This is a genomic window from Nocardia sp. NPDC049149 (assembly GCF_043197455.1).
Lineage (GTDB): Bacteria > Actinomycetota > Actinomycetes > Mycobacteriales > Mycobacteriaceae > Nocardia.
The window spans coordinates 17,633-35,167 of the sequence record NZ_JBICTD010000002.1 but is presented as its reverse complement, the minus strand read 5'-3'; the positions used below and the strand labels follow the sequence as shown (position 1 = coordinate 35,167).

At 67.6% G+C, this 17,535-nt stretch carries 10 protein-coding genes and 1 pseudogene; 1 reads left to right on the top strand and 10 read right to left on the bottom strand.

The genetic code is table 11. The annotated features are described in order from the left end of the window. Positions 1 to 14: 14 nt before the first annotated feature. The 5 genes from ACGFNJ_RS05850 to ACGFNJ_RS05830 are packed head-to-tail and all read right to left on the bottom strand — an operon-like array spanning position 15 to position 11,449. On the bottom strand, positions 15 to 509 hold the full coding sequence (locus tag ACGFNJ_RS05850) for a flavin reductase family protein (protein ID WP_069161545.1): 495 nt from the start codon (positions 507 to 509) through the stop codon (positions 15 to 17). Then, positions 506 to 1,687, bottom strand: a complete 1,182-nt coding sequence (locus tag ACGFNJ_RS05845) for an enediyne biosynthesis protein (protein WP_393443866.1) — start codon at positions 1,685 to 1,687, stop codon at positions 506 to 508. The genes ACGFNJ_RS05850 and ACGFNJ_RS05845 overlap by 4 nt, the downstream gene beginning before the upstream one ends. Next, a complete protein-coding gene (locus ACGFNJ_RS05840; protein WP_393443864.1) occupies positions 1,687 to 3,690 on the bottom strand; it encodes a CRTAC1 family protein in 2,004 nt (667 codons plus the stop codon). The genes ACGFNJ_RS05845 and ACGFNJ_RS05840 overlap by 1 nt, the downstream gene beginning before the upstream one ends. Beyond that, positions 3,687 to 5,117 (bottom strand): aminotransferase class I/II-fold pyridoxal phosphate-dependent enzyme, encoded by a 1,431-nt coding sequence (locus ACGFNJ_RS05835; protein WP_393443862.1) that lies wholly within the window; start codon positions 5,115 to 5,117, stop codon positions 3,687 to 3,689. The genes ACGFNJ_RS05840 and ACGFNJ_RS05835 overlap by 4 nt, the downstream gene beginning before the upstream one ends. Further along, on the bottom strand, positions 5,114 to 11,449 hold the full coding sequence (locus ACGFNJ_RS05830) for an SDR family NAD(P)-dependent oxidoreductase (RefSeq protein ID WP_393443860.1): 6,336 nt from the start codon (positions 11,447 to 11,449) through the stop codon (positions 5,114 to 5,116). Before ACGFNJ_RS05830 ends, ACGFNJ_RS05835 begins: the two co-directional genes overlap by 4 nt. Before the next feature lie 479 nt (positions 11,450 to 11,928). Here ACGFNJ_RS05830 and ACGFNJ_RS05825 point away from each other — a divergent pair, with 479 nt between their 5' ends. After that, complete coding sequence (locus tag ACGFNJ_RS05825) at positions 11,929 to 12,477, top strand: ester cyclase (protein ID WP_393443857.1); 549 nt, start codon at positions 11,929 to 11,931, stop codon at positions 12,475 to 12,477. On the opposite strand, the gene ACGFNJ_RS05820 is transcribed toward ACGFNJ_RS05825, so the two are convergent. The 5 genes and pseudogenes from ACGFNJ_RS05820 to ACGFNJ_RS05800 form a co-directional block, all read right to left on the bottom strand. Then, positions 12,474 to 13,181: a TetR/AcrR family transcriptional regulator gene (locus ACGFNJ_RS05820; RefSeq protein ID WP_393443855.1), complete on the bottom strand. Its 708-nt coding sequence runs from the start codon at positions 13,179 to 13,181 to the stop codon at positions 12,474 to 12,476. The genes ACGFNJ_RS05825 and ACGFNJ_RS05820 overlap by 4 nt on opposite strands. A 90-nt stretch (positions 13,182 to 13,271) precedes the next feature. Then, a complete protein-coding gene (locus ACGFNJ_RS05815) occupies positions 13,272 to 13,616 on the bottom strand; it encodes a hypothetical protein (RefSeq protein WP_393443852.1) in 345 nt (114 codons plus the stop codon). 494 nt (positions 13,617 to 14,110) lie between these two features. Further along, a complete protein-coding gene (locus ACGFNJ_RS05810; protein WP_393443849.1) occupies positions 14,111 to 14,512 on the bottom strand; it encodes a PaaI family thioesterase in 402 nt (133 codons plus the stop codon). Between the two features lie 214 nt (positions 14,513 to 14,726). Beyond that, positions 14,727 to 15,929, bottom strand: coding sequence for an MFS transporter (locus ACGFNJ_RS05805; RefSeq protein WP_393443847.1), 1,203 nt, complete (start codon positions 15,927 to 15,929; stop codon positions 14,727 to 14,729). Between the two features lie 75 nt (positions 15,930 to 16,004). Further along, positions 16,005 to 17,168: pseudogene (locus tag ACGFNJ_RS05800) on the bottom strand (transcription termination factor Rho, short form); the annotation flags it as partial. Between the last annotated feature and the right edge of the window lie 367 nt (positions 17,169 to 17,535).

Sequence of the window (17,535 nt, the reverse complement as noted above, 5' to 3'; positions counted from 1 at the left end):
GGTTCTCCGTTTCTTCATGGGATGAAGGGCCGATAGCCGCCGTCGTAGAAGGCGAGTGCCCCCGCGGCGGCCAGTGCGGGATCTCGTTCGGCGTGCACGACCTCGCCGATGACGATGCTGTGGTCACCGCAGTCGTGAATCGTGTCGAGCTTGCATTCCAGGCCTGCCACCGTCCGCGCCAGCATCGGCGCGCCGGTGTGCGGCCCCTCGTGCCAGTCCACCTGCCGGAATTGGGCGGAGCCATCGGGTCTCGTCGAATCGGCGAAGTAGCGGGCCAGTGCCTCCTGCTGCGCCGTGAGCACCGAGATGGCGAACGCGCCCGCCTCCTGGATCGCCCGGTGCAGCCTGGCGGTGTGCGCGACGCACACCAGGATCAGCGGGGGATCGAGCGAGACGGACGTGAACGCGTTGGCGGTCATCCCGTGTGGCCGTGGCCATCCGGTGGTGATCACCGTGACACCGGTGGTGAAGGCGCCGAGCACGCGGCGCAGCTCGGCGCTGTCGGTCATGGGCGTGCCGCCTCCTTTTCGAGGTCGGCCGCAGTCGGCGTCGGCTTCGCCGCGACCGCCACCGGCTCGGCAGGCGTACTCGGCGTTGCCGAGCGTTGCTGCCACCATTCGGCGATTCCCCGTGCCCACCAGTACATTCCGCGGGCGCCGCAGACGATGACGAGCGCGAAGAACAGGCCGTAGGAGATGTGCAGCGCGGTGACGATGCCGTACACGATGCCGACCGAGGCGCCGAACATCATCTGCTGCTTCTTGCCCATCGGCGTCGTGCCGGGGTCGGTGACCATGTAGTTGGAGAACAGGACGAAGGCGAGACCGGTGATCACCGAGAACGAGGCGAACATCGAGACTCCCGGCTCGAACAGCCCACGCACCACCGCCTGCAACACGAATGCGCCCACCCAGGCGAAGATCAGCGGCATCTTCAACGTCAGCTTGGCGTTCAGCATGGTGCCGGTGAAGAGCAACACCATGATGATGAGCGCGTCTGCCGGGCCGGTGATGTTCTCCACGAAGTGATAGGGCGGCGCGACCGCGATCATCGGGAAGACCAGGATGGCCACCACGATGCCGAAGTTCGACGGGTTCATGAAGTGCCGCATCTTGCCGTTGATCTTGGCGCGCAACACCCACTTCGCGCCGACGGCGACCGTGACGCCGAAGATGACCGGCCACAACTGATCATGCGCGAAGGTCAGGAAGTTGAATGCGAGACCGGTGATGTGCGCGGGCAGCAGGAACTCGAACATGCCGCGCGGGCCACGCCCCATGAACGCGGGCTTGCGCTGATATGCCCAGGACGCAAGGACTTCCAGCCCGATCTCCACGGTGTACGCGGTGGCCAGCGCGATGAACGGCCACAGGAACGGCTGTTCGAAACCGAGCAGCGGGAAACCGATGAGATTGAAGATGGTGATCGAGATGGCGAAGTTGCGCAGCGCCAGGTAGCGCTTGTCCTTCACGGGCGCAGGCGTTTCCACCCACTCCTTGGCGAACTCGGTGCCCGAGCGCTGCAAGGCGACGATGCGCTCGGTGGTGCTCGGCCCGTGCCCGTCGCCGTTGCCGTCGGAGGCGACTTTGCCTTCGGCACTGCCGTTTCCGGCGGCAGCGACGCTCGGCGGTGATCCGTCGGGTTGTCCGTTGGTCGCGCCGGGATTCGGCTTGTCGTTGTCGCTCATCACTTGACCTCCTGAGCACTGGAAGTGAGGCTCATCGTGTGCCAGCCCGGTGTGAGCTGGATCGTCTGCTCGTGTGGTCCGCCCTTGCTGTCGCGCCAGCACAGCTTGACCTCGAGCGGCGCTTTCGGATCGACGTTGCCGAGGCCGAGATGTACTTCGGTGGCACGCTTTCCGGTGTGGCCGCTGCCGCCGTCGAGATGCGCGGTGTGCACCTTGCCGTCCGGGGTCCGCACCTGCACCTGCGCGTCGATGGCGGGCACGCCGAGCGTGGGCAGTCCGGCGATCGTGGTGGGCGCCGAGCCTTCCTTGGCGGGCTTGACCAGCTTCAGCCCGAGGAACTGACCGTCCTTCGCCCGGTTGTTGTGGTAGAAAACCGGGTCCGCCCACTGCCTCGCGACGGCGAAGCTGAGCGCGCCGCTGCCGGTGCTGTCGCCGACCGCGATGCCGCGCGAGGGGATCGGGGCGTCCATGCCGAGCGCGTGGGTGAGGTTGGCGAACTTGCCGTCGTCACCCTGGCTGAAGAAGCCCATGGGATCGCTGCCGGACAGGTCGGCGCCCTTGGCGATAACCGGCCATGCCACTGGGTATTTCACCAGATCGTCGTTGATGGTGCCGGCTTCCTGGATCTGTGGCCACCGGTTGGTGTCGCCCTTGATCATCCCGGTCGCCTGGATCACCTCGTTGCGGCCGTCGTTGTCGAAGTCGTCGATCTTGGCGTCCCAGCCCCAGGTCTGCCACGCCAATCCGACCTCGGGGGCCCGGTTCTTGAACGGTGCGACGCCGTCGTTGAGCTCGGCGGCGGCATCCGCAGTGTCCTTGGCCGTGTTGTACCAGGCGAAGTGCCCTTCCATCAGCGCGAATCGGGCGGCGATATTGCTGACGAACAGGTCGGGCATGCCGTCGCCGTTGAGGTCGCCGAAGTCGGCGGCCATGCCCTTGTACGAATCATGGCCCATGACATAGGACTTCGGGTCGGTGAGGCCGCGCTCGCCTTCGGCGAAGCCGAAGCGGATGTCACCGGGCTTGGACTTGTTGACGAACATCCGGTCCTTGCCGAAGTCGTTGGACACGTACAGCTCTGGGAGCTGATCGCCGGTGAGATCGGTGGCGGCCGCGGCAAGCACCCACCCGGAGGATTTGCCGATCGGGAACGGCTGGGCCACTTCTCGGTAGTCGACCGTCGGTTCGGGGCCCGCGGTGGCGCCGTTCAGCGTGAAGATGCGGTTACCACCGCCGTTGGCGGCGTTGGAGAACGAGTCGGTCATCCACAGCGCGAGGCGACCGTCCTGCTTCAACGCGTCCATGTCCGGGAAGTAGTTGCCGATGAAGATGTCGGTGGTGCCGTTGCCGTCGAAGTCGGCGATGGCGACGGCGGCGGTGATCCAGCGCTGCCCGTGATAGGTTCCGTCCTCGGTGTCGGGTACCGGAACCAGGTCGACCGGGCGGAATGCCTTGGCGTCCAATGTCTTTGCGTCGGACTTTTGCAGATAAACGATCGGCGTGCGGCCGTAGAAGTGCACGAGCAGATCGGTCCGGCCGTCACTGTTGTAGTCGCCGGGTACGCACCCGGCCGGCACGGCGGCCTCGTCCATCCGCAGCGGCGCCGGGTCGAGGATGAACGGCGCGTACCGGCTGGTGTTGCTGTCCGGGGTGGGGGTGACGTACACCTTGTCCGCCCGGACATCGACCATGCACAGATCGTCGGAGAGCCGGTTGCCGTCGATGTCGTTCATCGCGGCGGCCGCGCCGATCGAGGAGATCCATGCCGCAAGGTGCTCGTACGGGTACCGCACGTCGCGGATCGTGCGATCGCTGCGGACGCCGTCGGGCATGGCGATCGGCATCGGCGTGAAATCGAACCGGCTGGCGATCGGGCCGCCCGCGTTGTCGAAGGTGGGCAGCAGCGAGCTGCGCGCCGGGATGAACAAGGCGCCCATGATCAACAGGGCTACCGCAGGCACCACAGCTTTCCGGAGAACTGATCGACTGAGGGGGATTTTCACGAGTTCTCCTCCTGGAAGAAAGTGGATTGCTGTCCTGCCGTATCGGCGAGTCCGTCGAGCACCTCGCGCAGCGCCTCCAGCGCTTGGTCCAGTTGTTGTTCGGTGTGGCGGCAGTTGATGAAGAAGCGCAACCGCGCCGCACCGGCGGGCACCGTGGGATGGGAGATGGCGTTGACGCTGAAGTCGCGCTGCAACATGGCGACCGCGCCGAGCACCGCGGGTTCGTCGGCGCCGGTGATGATCGGGGTGATCGGGGTGCCTTCCGAAGTGCCGGTGTCGAAGCCGCATTCGTTGGCCCTGCGATGGAAGTACGCGGCGTTGTGGCGCAGCGTGGCGACGCGGTCCGGCTCTTCCCGAAGCACGGCAAGACTTTCCAGCGCCGCTGCGATGGCCGAGGGCGCAGGCGAGGCCGTGTACATGCTCAACCCGCCGGCCACATACTTGAAACCGTCGATCAGCTCCCGATTTCCGGCGAGGTAGCCGCCGACGCTGCCGATCGCCTTGGACAGCGTGCCCATCCAGACATCAACGGCGTCGCCGGGGAGGTCGAACAGCTCGCGCACGCCGAGCCCGTTCGCGCCGAGCACGCCGAACGAATGCGCCTCATCGATCATGATCGAGCAGTTGTATTTGCGGGCCACCTCGATGATTTCGGGCAGCCGGACCACATCGCCGTCCATGCTGTAGAGGCCCTCGATGAGCACGAGCGCCCGGTCGAAGCTGCGCCGCGACATCTTCAGGATCGCCTCGAGCGATTCGGGGTCGTTGTGCCGGAAGTTGACCCGCTTGCACCTGGCCCACTCGGTGCCCGCCACCATGCTGTTGTGGATCAGCGAGTCGCAGACCGCGAGATCGCGCTTGCCGAGCAGGAACCCGATCGCGGCGGCGTTGGTGAGGTAGCCGCTCGCGGTCACGATCGCGGCGTCGGTGTCGTAGAGGCCTGCGATCTCATGCTCGAGCTGGCCGTAGATCGGGAGCTCACCGGCGACGATGCGGACCGCGGCGGCGGAAGTGCCGTATTCGTCGATGGCGTCCTTGGCGGCCTGCTGCACGCGCGGTGACGCGGCCAGGTCCAGGTAGCCGAAGCTGCTGAAGTTGACCACTTCTCGACCTGCCATCCGGGTGACGGCTCCGCTGACACCCTCATGCGGCAGGTAATACGGGTTCTCCAGACCCATCTGGGTGACGAACTCGTCGAAGCGGCCGAAGCGCCGCGCGGCCTCGAGGACGCCGGGGTGGTCCTGGAAGGAGGTCGTCACCCGGTCTGCGGCGGCCTTGCCGTTGCTGCCGACTTCCGTGGTATTCGCTTGTCCGGCAACGGCATTCCCGTCACCGTTGGGGCTCGCGCCGCTGTCCGCGCCGCCGTCGCCGTGTTTGGCCAGCAACGCGCGCGCCAGTTCGCGCGAATCGTTCTGATCGATGGTCATTCCGTCTCGCTCCTCGCCATTCGGTCTTCTTCCTGCGCAATCTGATCGGCGAGCCGGGCGCCGAGCCCGCGCAGCGTCATGCCGATCGCGGCGAGCACCGACATCTGCACGCCGAGTACCTTCGCCACCCTGGCGCCGAATTCCATGCCCATCAGCGAGTCCATGCCGAGCTCGGGCAGCGGGATATCCAGGTCGACCGTCTCCGCGGCGACGCCGAGGACCGAGACGAGCTGCTCGACAAGCAGATACGCCACGACCTCACCGCGCTGCTCGGGCCCGAGCGCCAGAATCTCGGCCCGCAGCGCACCCACCCCCGAGGTGCCGCCCGCCGCGCTGACGAGCTCGCCGAATCGCGGCGTGCGGGCCGAAGGGCGGTGCACAGTGGCCCATTTGCCCCAGTCCACGTCGATCAGCGCGATCTGGGGCAGGCCGATGCGCAGGCATTCGCGCAGGTGCTCGGTCGCGATGTCCATCGGCACCGACCGGTAGCCGGTGAGCTCGGCATAGCGCGCGATGGCATCGAAGTCGGCCATGCCGCCGCCGCGCATGAAGCCCCAGTTCACCGCGAGTGCCGCCGCGCCGCGGGCGCGCCGGGCGCCTGCCAGCGCGTCGAGCACCGAATTGGCTGCGGCATACCCTGTTTGGGGCGTGATGCCGACGAGGCTGCTCGCCGAGGAATACAGCACGAAGTGGTCGAGGTCGATTCCGGCCGCGGTGAGGGCGTTGTCCAGGTGCATGGCCCCCGCGACCTTCGGCCCGAAGATCGCTGCCAGCGATTCGGCGGTGATCTGTGGAACCTCCAGATTGTTGACCACGCCGGCTGCGTGGAAGACGCCGCGCAAGGGGTCGTCCTCGGTGCCACTGCGCTCGATCAGCGCCGCCACCGCGTCGTAATCGGACACGTCGACGCGTTCCTCGACCACGACGACGCCCGCTTCGGTGAAGTCCGCCAGGGCCTCTCGGGCTTCGTCGGTGGTGGCGCCCTGCCTGCCGACCAGCACCAGCCTGCGCGCGCCCTCGCGCACCAGCCAGCGCGCGGTGGCGAGGCCGAAGGCGCCGAAGCCGCCGGTCACCAGGTAGGACCCGGTTGACTTGATCGGCGCCGCAGGCAGTTTCGCCCGCACCATCGGCGCTTCCTGACCCAGATCGAGCACGATTCGGCCGGTGTGGGTGGAGCGGACCACCGTCTCGAAGGCCTTGCTCGCCTCGTCCGGGCCGAATGCCGTGTAGGGCAAGGCCTTATAGATCTCCCTGTCGAGGGCGTCGATCACCTTCCGCGCGGTGGCGCGCACCAGCTCCGGCCGGTTGGCCAGCGCTCGGTCGACATCGACGGCGAAGAACGACAGGTTGCGGTCGAACGGGCGCAGATCGATCGCGCCGCCGCTGTAGATGTCGGCCTTGCCGAGCTCGATGATCCGGCCGAATTCGGCGACCACCCTGAGGTTTTGGTGCAGGATCTCGCCGGGCGATGAGCTGTACACCACGTCGACGCCGCGGCCGCCGGTCACCCGGAGCACGTCGTCGACGAAGCTCACCGACCGTGAGTGGAACACGTCGTGCGCACCGAGGTCGCGTGCGATCGCCCGGCGCTCTTCGGTGCTTGCGGTGGCGATCACCCTGGCGCCCATCCGCCGCGCCACCTGGATCGCCGCCATGCCCATGCCGCCGGCAGCGCCGTGGATGAGCACGGTCTCGCCAGACCGCACCCTCGCCAGCTCCGCCAGCGTGAATTCGGCGGTGAGCAGTGGCAATGCCGAGCTGCAATGGCAGGGATCGAACTCGGTGGTCATCGTCAGGTGCATCGGCTGCGTCGCGCCGTCACCGATCGGGATGGTGAGGAACCGGCTCAGCAGGCCGCGGCTGCACAGTGACATCAGGTCGCCGGGCACCACCTCGGTGACGCCTGCGCCGACCCGCTCGACGACACCGGAGCCCTCCATCCCGAGCTCGGTGCCGAAATAGGTTCCTGTCAGCTCTTTTTCGGTGAGCACGCCGAGGATCTTGAGCGGATCCTTGTAGTTCAAGCCGACCGCGTCCACCCGGATCTCGATTTCGCCAGGACCGGGCGCGACCCGCTCGACCTCGCGCCAGGACAGTTCGGACAGCAGCCGGGAACGCGGAATCTCCAGGCGGAACGACGCTTCGGTGTCGGTGAGTGGTGCGGCGGCATCCCAGGTCGCCAGCTGGTCGCGCAGCGTGTGCCGCAGCTGCATCGCCCAGCACGCTCCCGCGCGCAGTGCGACCTCGTCGGTGCGTCCGGCGACGGCGTCGTCGGCGAGCACCTGCGCGACGACGTCTTCGGCCGGGGTGCCTGCCTCGGCGTCGATCAGTCGCCAACGCGCGTTGGGTAGTTCGTTGAGCAGGGTCCGGCGTGCGCCGGTCAGCGCCGCGTGCGGAATATTGACGAACCGGTCGACCGGCAGGCAGAACGCGTGCTCGGTCACCACGACGGCGCGCACCACAGGTGGGTTGTCGATGTACTCGCCGAGCAGCCTGCTGATCGCCTTGGCGACGAGCACGAGCCCGTACACGTTGTGCACGGCGTCGAGCTCCGAATTCGCCACCAGCACAACCCGGCTGCGCTCGTCGCGTTCGTGGGCTGCGCACAGCAGCTCGAACAACCGGTCCGCCTCGGTGCTGTCCTGGGCGTCGAGGGTGCGTAGCTCGCTGGCGGCGCGCACGGCCGCCAGCTCCTTGGCCCGCTGCGACACCGTGCTGCCGAGGCCGATCACCATGAGGAACTCCGGTGCCGCGCCGTCGTCGATCTCGACCGTCGGCTCGACGTCGTCGACGATCGACCACACCGGCTCGTAGAACACCTGATCCAGCTGGTCGAAGATGTCCTGTCGCCCCGAGATCTCGGCGAAGCGCACGCCGGACATCGTCAGCGCGACATGACCATCCGAGTCGGCGAGGTGGATGTCGGCGAGCAACGGGTCGCCGGACCTCCGCGAAACATGAACCCATGCTTCGTCTTCCGGCAGCGGTCCGACCCAGCGCACCGCCGCCACCGCGGCGGGCACCACGACAACGGGCACATCGCCGGCCGACTGGGCGGACAGGGCCGCGAAACATTGCAGTGCGGCGTCGATGACGGCCGGATGCGCCAGGTGCGGCAGGGCGGGGGCGACGGCAGGCGGCAGGGCCGACAGATCGAGCCGGGCCAGCACCCCGTCCGCTCCGACCCGTGCGACGTCCACCAGCCGGAACGCCGGTCCGTACGCCAGCCCGTGCGCGGCGAGGCCGTCGTACAGCATGGCCGCGGGGATCTCGACCGCATCGGGTGGCGGCGTGATGTCGATGGTCCGTGCGTCCACCTCCGCCTCGATCAGGCGGCCGTAAGCATTGAGGGTCCAGGTGGTTTCGGTCGCCGCTCTGGAGCGCACGGTGAACCGGTGGGTGGTCTCCTCCACGGAGATGCGCACCACCGGCACGTCGTGTTGCCCGACGATCAGCGGCGTCGCGAACTCGACCGCCTCCAGACCGAAGGCGGTACGGCCGGTGCGCACCGCGATGGCGCTGAGCGCGGCGTCCAGGTAGGCGGCGCCCGGCAGCACCACCGACCCCTCCACCACATGGTCGCGCAGCCACGGCAGCGCGGTGATCGACAGCTGCACATCCCATTCGGGCGCGGTGGCGTCGGTACGTTCACCGAGCATGGCGTAACCCGCGGTGGCGCCTGCTCGGTCACGCGCGGTAGCCGGATCCTCGGTCCACAGCACCCGGCGCTGCCACGGGTACGGCGGCAGGTCCAGATGGCCGACCGCGGCAGGCCCTGCCCCTGGTGCCCGCGAAACATCCAACGCGCCTGCGCGATACAGGTCCGCGACGGTCCTGCGCAGGTTGTCCTCGTCCTCGGCGTCGCGCGACAGGGTGCTGATCGCCGCGCCGGAGACCCCGCGCTGCACGAGCGCCTCGCGGATGTTGCCGCTCAGCACCGGGTGCGGACCGACCTCGAGGAAGGCGACGTGCTCCGCGTCGAGCAGGCCGCCGATCGCGGCGGCGAAACGCACCGGCTGGCGCACGTTGCGGCACCAGTACTCGCGCCCCCATTCGGTGCCGTCCAGTTCGGTGCCGGTCACCGTGGACCACAACGGGATTCGGGTTGCACCGGGACGCAGACCGGCCAGCACCGACCGGAGCTCGTCGAGGATCGGGTCCATCAGATGGCTGTGATAAGGCACTTCGACGCGCAGTGGCTTCGCGAAAACACCGTCCTCGGTGAGGGTTTCGCGCAGCGTGCCGAGCACGGCGAGATCACCGGCCAGCGTGACGGCGGACGCGGAGTTGACCGCGGCGACGCAGACGCCCTCGATTCCGGCCAGTCGCTCCAGCACCTGCTCCTCGGGCAGGCCGACCGCGAGCATGCCGCCGCTGCCCGCGGTGGTGGCCTGCAGCCGGGATCGGTGGTAGCTGACCAGCAGCGCGTCGTGCAGCGACAGTGCACCGGAGATGTAGGCCGCGGTCACCTCGCCGACGCTGTGGCCGACCACCGCGGTCGGCAGGATGCCGAGCTCGGCCAGCTCTGCGGTGAGCGCTGCCTGCACCAGGAAGTTCGCCGGCTGGGCGATCGCGGTGCCGGTGATCCGCGAATCCGCCTCGTCGCGAAGCAGTTCCGCCACGATCGACCATTCCGCGATCGGCCGGAACACCGCATCGATCTCGTGCGCGACCGCCGCGAAACGGCCGCCTGCCTGCAGCAGGCCGCGGCCCATGCCCCACCATTGCGGGCCCATGCCGCTGTAGACGAAGACCGGCTTCGGCCCGGCCTCGGACAGGGCGCGCGCCGGGTTCTGGCCACGCCCTTCGGCGAATTCGGCCAGCTGGGCGCGCAGATCGTCGCCGTCGCGGTAGGCGAAGGCGGCCCGCAGCGGATGGTGCGCGCGCCGTGCCCAGACCGACTCGGTCACCGTCGACGGGTCGACCGTCTCGGCGAGGGTACACACGGACGTGGCGAGTTCGCGCAACGCGACCTCGCTGCGTGCGGACAGGGCGAGCACCGGAAATGGTTGCGGCCGTGCGCCATCGACCGAGTCGACGGTGGGCGCCTGCTCCATGATCACGTGCGCGTTGGTGCCGCCGTAGCCGAAGCTGTTGACCGCGATGGCAGTTCGTCCGTCGATGGTCGGCATCGGCTCCGGCGCCAGCGGAACCCGCAGGCGCAGTTCGTCGAAGTGGATCTCCGGGTTCGGGTTGTCCAGCCGCAGCTGCGGCGCGATGGTGCCGTGGTGCAGCGTCAACGCGGCCTTGATGACGCCTGCGACGCCTGCGGCGGCCTCGGTGTGGCCGATGTTGTTCTTCACCGAGCCGACCGGCAGCGTGTCCGTCCTGCCCGCGACGGCGCCGTAAACCGTGCCGAGCGCGTTCATTTCGAGCGGATCACCCACGGCGGTGCCGGTGCCGTGCGCCTCCACGTAGCCGATCTGATACGGCTCGATGCCCGCGATGCGCTGCACCCGGCGCGCGAGTGCCTGCTGAGCGGCCGGGTTCGGCACCGGGATGGCGAGCGTGCGCCCGTCCTGGTTGACGCCGCTGCCGCGCACGACCGCATAGATCCGGTCGCCGGCGCGCTGGGCGGCCTCGAGCGGTTTGACGATGATCGCGCCTGCGCCTTCGCCGCGTCCGTAGCCGTCGGCCGTCACGTCGAAGGTCTTGCACCGGCCGTCGAAGGACAGGAAGCGGCCCTTGCACATCGAGATGAAGGCCTCGGGCCGCAGGATCGCGTTCGCGCCGCCGACGATGGCGGCCTCGCATTCGCCCGCCTCCAGCGCGAGCACCGCCTGATGCAGCGCGACAAGGGACGACGAGCAGGCCGTGTCGATGGTCATGGTCGGGCCGAGCAGGTCGAGCAGGAACGCGATGCGGGCCGAGAGCAGGGTGTGCGACGCGCTGGTCGGGCTGTGGCTGTTGATCGAGGCCCTGGCCAGGGAGCCACTGCGCACCAAGGCGTTGTCGTTCATGAAGCCGCCGACGAACACGCCGACCTCGCGGCCGCTCACCGTGCCCGCCATGCCCGCGTCGTCGAGCGCCTCCCAGGCCACCTCGAGCAGCAGTCGCTGCTGTGGGTCCATGATGGATGCCTCGCGCTGGGAGATACCGAAGAACTCGGCGTCGAACTCCCACAGCGACTGGGTCAGGAATCCGCCGTGCCGCGTGTACATCCGGCCTGGCGCGTCCGGGTCGGGATCGTAGAACTTGGCGACGTTCCATCGGTCGGCAGGTACCTCGATGATGCCGTCGCCCTTGTGCAGGACGAGATCCCAGAAACTGGCGGTATTGTCGATTCCGCCGGGAAATCGGCATCCGATACCGACAATTGCTATTGCAGGCATGCAGAGTCCTCTGGATGTCAGGACATCGAAATCAATGCGCGGGTAGGCTGTTTCGTCGCCGCGCGTTCGAATTGTCTTGGAGAGCACCGTAACCGTGCGCCTGCCGCGTGTGTGATGTGGCCGCGTCGTCCGGTGTGAATTTGGTTCCGTGGTAGGAGGTCTTCGTCCAACCATGGTAGGAGAAAGCTGTGATCAGGGTCAATACGGTTTCCCGAAACCGGTACGTAATCCCTTGTCGCAGCCACCTATTGGTTTGGTATCTGTGCTGCATGACGGCATTATTCTGCTGTTATTACAGGGTTATTGGATTGCGCGCGGGTGGCATCACAGCGTTATTCGTCCGCCATCACAGTGTTATTCACGTCGAATGACATTGTTATACCGGATCGCTGACACGGTTATTGTCGAGATGGTTCGACCCTCAACGATTTTCGCGGCTAGAATCACGTGGCGAATGTTTCCGGCGAAAGGCGTTGGTCGTGGATCCGTACAGCACCGGGCAGTTCCGTATCGAGCCGGAAGCCGAAGTGATCGAGAGCGCGGCGTGGCTCGCCGAGTTCACCGAACGATATATCGCGGGGTGGAACACCGGCGACGGCGCCGCCGTCGCGAAATGTGCTGCCGAGGACACCATCTGGTACGACCCGTCGCTCGGGAAACAAGCGGTCGGGCGGTCCGGCGTCGAGGAGTTCGTCTCCGATACCGTGCGGTCTTTCCCGGATGTGGCCTACACCAACCCTTTTCCGCCACTGCTCGCCGCGGAGGCCAAGGCCGCGGTGGTGCCGTGGCGGATGACCGGCACCCACCTCGGCCTGATCGACCCGCCCGGATTCGCGGCCACCGGCAAGAAGATCGACCTGCTGGTGATCGACATCTGGCAGTTCAAGGGCGGTCTCATCTGGCGCAGCCAGGCGACCTGGGATCTGCAGGAGATGCTGTTGCAGCTCGGGTTGATGCCGCCGCGCGGTAGCACCGCCGAGCGCGCGATGGCGCGGGCTCAGCGGGTGCGTTCCCGGCTGCCGTTCTAGTCGGCCTGCTCGCGGTCGGCGTCCTCGGCCGCGAGCTCCTCGTCCTCGTCGGCGGTGTACCGCTCCATCGCCTGGATCACCGCGACGCCGATGTCGTCGAGCGTGGCCCCCATGCCGACGAGCAGGTTGACGATCGCGGGCACCAGCACCTCGAAGAGGCCGTCGTCACCGAGGTGCCCGGCCATCTCCAGCTGGACGAAGCCGAACAGGCCCATCCAGAGCTGGGCGGCGGCCGAGCGGACATCCGGTGTGTCGATCAGCGCCGCCGCCTGTGCCCTTTGCACCGCGTCCACCACGTGGTCGAAGGTCTCCTGATAGTGCTCGAACTCCGAGTTGTTCTCGGCGGCAAGCACATTGCCGCGATTGATTTTCATGTCGATGCGCTGGGATCCGGTGCCGAACATCAACTGGAACAGCTCGGGTCTGCGCTGCGCTTCGGCGCGGAACACCAACCCGAGCACGAGCAGGTCGGTGATCGGTTCTGCGGTCGGCCCGAATTCGTCCATCCGCGCGGCGAGCAGGGCGAAACCCGCCGAGCCCGCCGCGCGGATGAGACCGGGCATGCCGCCGAAGTTCGAGTAGACGGCCATCGTCGACACCCCGCACATGCTGGACACACGGCGCACCGTCAGTGCGTGCAGGCCCTCGGTCGACACGACCTGGACGGTCGCGTCGATCAGCCGGTCGCGCAGTGCAATGGCCATGGCATCTGCTGATGCCGGCTGCGGCGCGGTTAGTTCGGTGATCCCCCCGGTGGTGCTTTCGCTCATCGCTTCCGTTCGGCAGGTCGCGGATCAGGCGGCCACGCGTAGTTTCTCGGCGGTGCTTTCCTGGAATGGGCGGCACTGGGGCTGAGCCAGGGCAGCGCTGCCCGCGACGGTCGTGCGACTGGTGCCGATGCTGCCAGTCCGGTGCATGACGGTCGCCAATCCTGTACCCCGAGAAAGGATTCGCGTTGGATGGACGATCACGCGCTGACCGTGCCTCGTCCGGTATATCGGGAAGTGTGTGGTGGTGTCGAGAACGGCGGCGGAAAATTCACGCCAGGCGTGCAGGCGATGTCTGCTGACGGTCGAGCGAGATTCGCTGTCGGATTGCTCGATCGATCTATCGAGATGTCGTTCGTCACGCACAGTCATCTCCGGTCCTTGCCGTACCAACAGCGGACGTTACGGGAAGAGTGGAGCCGCGTTCGCAGGCTACGAAGAGGAGTAGCACCCGGTGGGGCGCATGTCGGAAGCCGAAATGTCGTCACTGAATCTCTTTGTGACAAAGTGTAACATCCACACTGGTTACTCGAGATGCTTTGGCGCATTCCATAATTCGCTCTTCACCCACCCTCGCTGTGACACATGACAACGAGGTAGGTGACGAACCGTGGTCCGTCACAGCGGGTGAACCGATACGCCCTGCCCCCATGGCAACGATGCCGCGTTCGGTAGCTGCCGACAACTACCTGCTCCGCCTGCCGCTGCCGCGGCGGCCGTCCCTCACATCCTCTGCCGATCAACCCATTACCTGAATACTGGTCGGTAGCGTACCGGGAGCGATCACGATCCGTTCGCAGAACGAAAGATCTTGTGACAGAAGAGCGTCCGTCACCCGGGTGACGGACGCTTGCGGCGCTGGCGAACTACAGCACCGCCTGGGTTTGGGTCACCTTGGCGACGAGCTTGCCCGCGTCGTCGCGAATCTCGGTCTCCACCACGATGAACGAGCGGCCCGCGTGCAGCGGCGTCGACGTGGCGGTGGCATAGCCCGCCCGGACCGCGCGCACGAAGTTCGTCTTGGACTCGACCGTGGTGGTGCCCTGCTTGCCCTCAGGCAGATTGAGGTACGCGCACACGGCCCCGTTCGCGTCCGCCAGCGACATCAGCACGCCGCCGTGCACGACACCGCCGAGCGTGCACAGGGATTCGTCCCATGCGATGCAGCTGCGCACCGACGCGGGCCCGTGCTCGAGCACCTCGACACCGAGCCGCTCAGTGAAGGGCATGGACTGGTGGAAAAGCTTGGTGCCTACGTCATCGCTCATGACTGCGCCTCGCTGGCGCTCGGCTCCGTCACGAGCGATTGCTCGGCTGTGCCCATTGTTCGCTCACTTCGTTCGCTCATGACTGCGCCTCGCTGGCGCTCGGCTCCGTCACGAGCGATTGCTCGGCTGTGCCCATTGTTCGCTCACTTCGTTCGCTCATGACTGCGATCATGCCCACCACGCGGTGTCGAGTCGATTACCCGTCAGGTAATAGTCACCGTTCCGGCCAGGCGTGCCTGCGGGCATGAAACGACACCGCGACGAGCACGAGCACTGCGGTGAGACCGCCGAGGAACAGCACCGTTGTCGGCGAACTCCGATCGACCACAACCCCGCCCGCCAGCGCGCCGAGCGACAACGTCGCCTGAAACGCGGCGGTGAACAGGACCGAGGCCGCCTCGGGCGCGTCCGGCGCCGCCCTGACGAACCAGGCTTGGGTGGCCACCGGGACGGCGCCGTACCCGATGCCCCACACCACGAGCAGCACCAGCGCGCCCGGCTCGCACCGGCCGAGCACCGGCAGCAGCAGCGTCGCCGCCACCACCATGGTCGCGGCGCAGCCGAGGGTGGTGTGCGGCCGCCGCACGACGGCGGCGCCGCCGAGGAAATTGCCGAGTATGCCTGCGGCGCCGTAGATCAGGAGCAGCAGGGTGATCTTGCCAGGCCCGAGGTGGGTCACCTGCTCGAGGAACGGCGTGACGTACGTATAGGCGCCGAAATGCGCGAGGACGACGAGAAAGGTTGCCAGCACCGCGAATCGGGTGTGCACCCCGCGAAGTAGCCCGCGCAGCAAGGACACCCGGGTGACCTGACGCACGGGTAGCGGCGGCAGGAACGCGGCAAGCATGCCGAGCACCACCGCGGCGAGCACCGCCATTACCACGAATGTGGTTCGCCAGCCCGCGATCTCGCCGAGCAGGGTGCCTGCGGGCACGCCGAGCACGGAGCCGAGCGGCACCGAGGAGAAGATCACCGCGTTGGCCCGAGCCACCGAGGGCACGGGCACGAGTCGTTCAGCAAGCCCTGCCGCGATCGACCAGAAGCCGCCGATGGTAACGCCGACCAGCACCCTGGACACCAGCACCACCGCATAGACGGGCGCGGCGGCCACCATCACATTGGCGAGCACGAGCAGAAACATGAACAGGCACAACATGGCTCGCCGGTCCATGCGCCCGGTGGCGACGGTCACCACCGGCGCGGCCACAGCGGCGATCAGGCCAGGCATGGTCATCATCAGCCCCGCCGTGCCGTCGGAGACGGTGAAGTCGGCGCCGATCACGGTGAGCAGCCCGATCGGCAGGATCTCGGTGGTGACGACGGCGAAGATCGCGGTCGTCACGGCGGCAACGGCGAGCCAGCCGGTCAGCGTGCCGCGGGGTGGCGCGGGGGGAGCGGGCGCGAGAATTGTGGTCACGCCGCCAGTTCAGCAAGCGGCGGGCGGCGCCTCCGGCGGATTTTCGCCGGGACCGTATCGAGGGCGAAAAGCCGCTCAGCGGCGCCCGGCGCGCATCGGCGCGAGGAATTCGGCGTTCGTCTCGGTCTTGCGCAGGCCCTCGAGCAGCAGGTCGATGGCCTGCTGGTCGTCGAGGGCGGCCAGGGTCTTGCGCAGCGTGTGGGTCGCGGCCAGTTCGTCGGGCGCGAGCAGCAGCTCGTCCTTGCGGGTGCTCGACTTGGCGATGTCGACCGCGGGGAACACCCGACGGCTCGCGGTGGCGCGATCCAGCTTGAGCTCGGCGTTGCCGGTGCCCTTGTACTCCTCGAAGATCACCGTGTCGGCCAGCGAGCCGGTCTCGACCAGCGCGGTGGCGACGATGGTGAGCGAGCCGCCGCCCTCGATATTGCGGGCGGCGCCGAGGAAGCGCTTGGGCGGGGCGAGGGCGGTGGCCTCGACACCACCGGACAGCACGCGGCCGGAGGCCGGGCTCGCGAGGTTGTAGGCGCGGGCGAGCCTGGTCAGCGAATCGAGCAGCACCACGACGTCGCGGCCCATCTCGACCAGGCGCTTGGCGTGTTCGATGGCGAGCTCGGCGACCGCGATGTGGTCGCGGGCGGGCAGGTCGAAGGTGGCCGCGGCGACGTCGGCGGGCACCGCCCTGGTCAGGTCGGTGACCTCCTCGGGGCGTTCGCCGACGAGCACAAGCATCAGCTCGCATTCCGGGTTGTTCTTCGCGATGCCGTGCGCGATCGCTTGCAGCACAGAGGTTTTGCCTGCCTTCGGCGGCGCGACGATCAGCGCGCGCTGGCCCTTGCCGATCGGCATCACCAGGTCGGTGACCCGGGTGATCATCGCGTGCTGTTCGGTTTCCAGCCGCAGCCGCTCGTTGGGGTAGATCGGCACCAGATCGGCGAAGACCGGCCGGTGTGCGAGCTTGTCGGGATGCTGCCCGTTGACGGTGCCGACGGACAGCAGCGTGGCGAGTTTGTCGTTCTTGCCCGCCGGGTCAGCGGGCACGGATCGTGTTGTGCCGGTGAGGAAGTCGCCGCGGCGCAGGCGGAGCTCGCGAACGAGGCGCTGCGGGACGGCGAGGTCGCTCGGACCGGGGAGGTAACCGTCGACGCGCAGGGTGCCGCGGTTGCCGGTGAGGTCGAGGATGCCGGTGACCGTGCGGGTCGCCGGTTGGTCGGTTCGACCGTCGGTTTCGTGGATTGTGTTGTTGTTCATGGGATTTCTTTCAGTGAGTGAGTTTCGTGGACCTGCGGAGAGCGGGTTTCGTTGGATCGGCGAACGGCCGGGAAGACGGCGACCGAGGGCGCGCCGCTGAGTGGGATCCACCGGGTATTCCGGAACGGTTCTCGAGACCGGTTCGGTGGGGATCTCGGAATTCTCGTGGGAGGAGCTACCTACATCCACAAGGAGAAGACGTCGCCGAGAGTACCTCGTCGATGTGCGCCGCGCAATGATGCCGGTCACCGCCGCGCTGCGGCGGTCGGCTCGGGCGCTGTGCAGGCTGGTCGGAGAAACGCCGATGCCCGGCAGGTGACGTCGGACGTCACCTGCCGGGCATCGGCGGTGGTAGCGG

Bases quoted from the DNA above. Each gene is read 5' to 3' on its own strand.
- ACGFNJ_RS05850 (WP_069161545.1), bottom strand. From the start codon at position 509: ATGACCGACAGCGCCGAGCTGCGCCGCGTGCTCGGCGCCTTCACCACC.
- ACGFNJ_RS05845 (WP_393443866.1), bottom strand. From the start codon at position 1,687: ATGAGCGACAACGACAAGCCGAATCCCGGCGCGACCAACGGACAACCC.
- ACGFNJ_RS05835 (WP_393443862.1), bottom strand. From the start codon at position 5,117: ATGACCATCGATCAGAACGATTCGCGCGAACTGGCGCGCGCGTTGCTG.
- ACGFNJ_RS05830 (WP_393443860.1), bottom strand. From the start codon at position 11,449: ATGCCTGCAATAGCAATTGTCGGTATCGGATGCCGATTTCCCGGCGGA.
- ACGFNJ_RS05820 (WP_393443855.1), bottom strand. From the start codon at position 13,181: ATGGCCATTGCACTGCGCGACCGGCTGATCGACGCGACCGTCCAGGTC.
- ACGFNJ_RS05815 (WP_393443852.1), bottom strand. From the start codon at position 13,616: ATGACTGTGCGTGACGAACGACATCTCGATAGATCGATCGAGCAATCC.
- ACGFNJ_RS05810 (WP_393443849.1), bottom strand. From the start codon at position 14,512: ATGAGCGATGACGTAGGCACCAAGCTTTTCCACCAGTCCATGCCCTTC.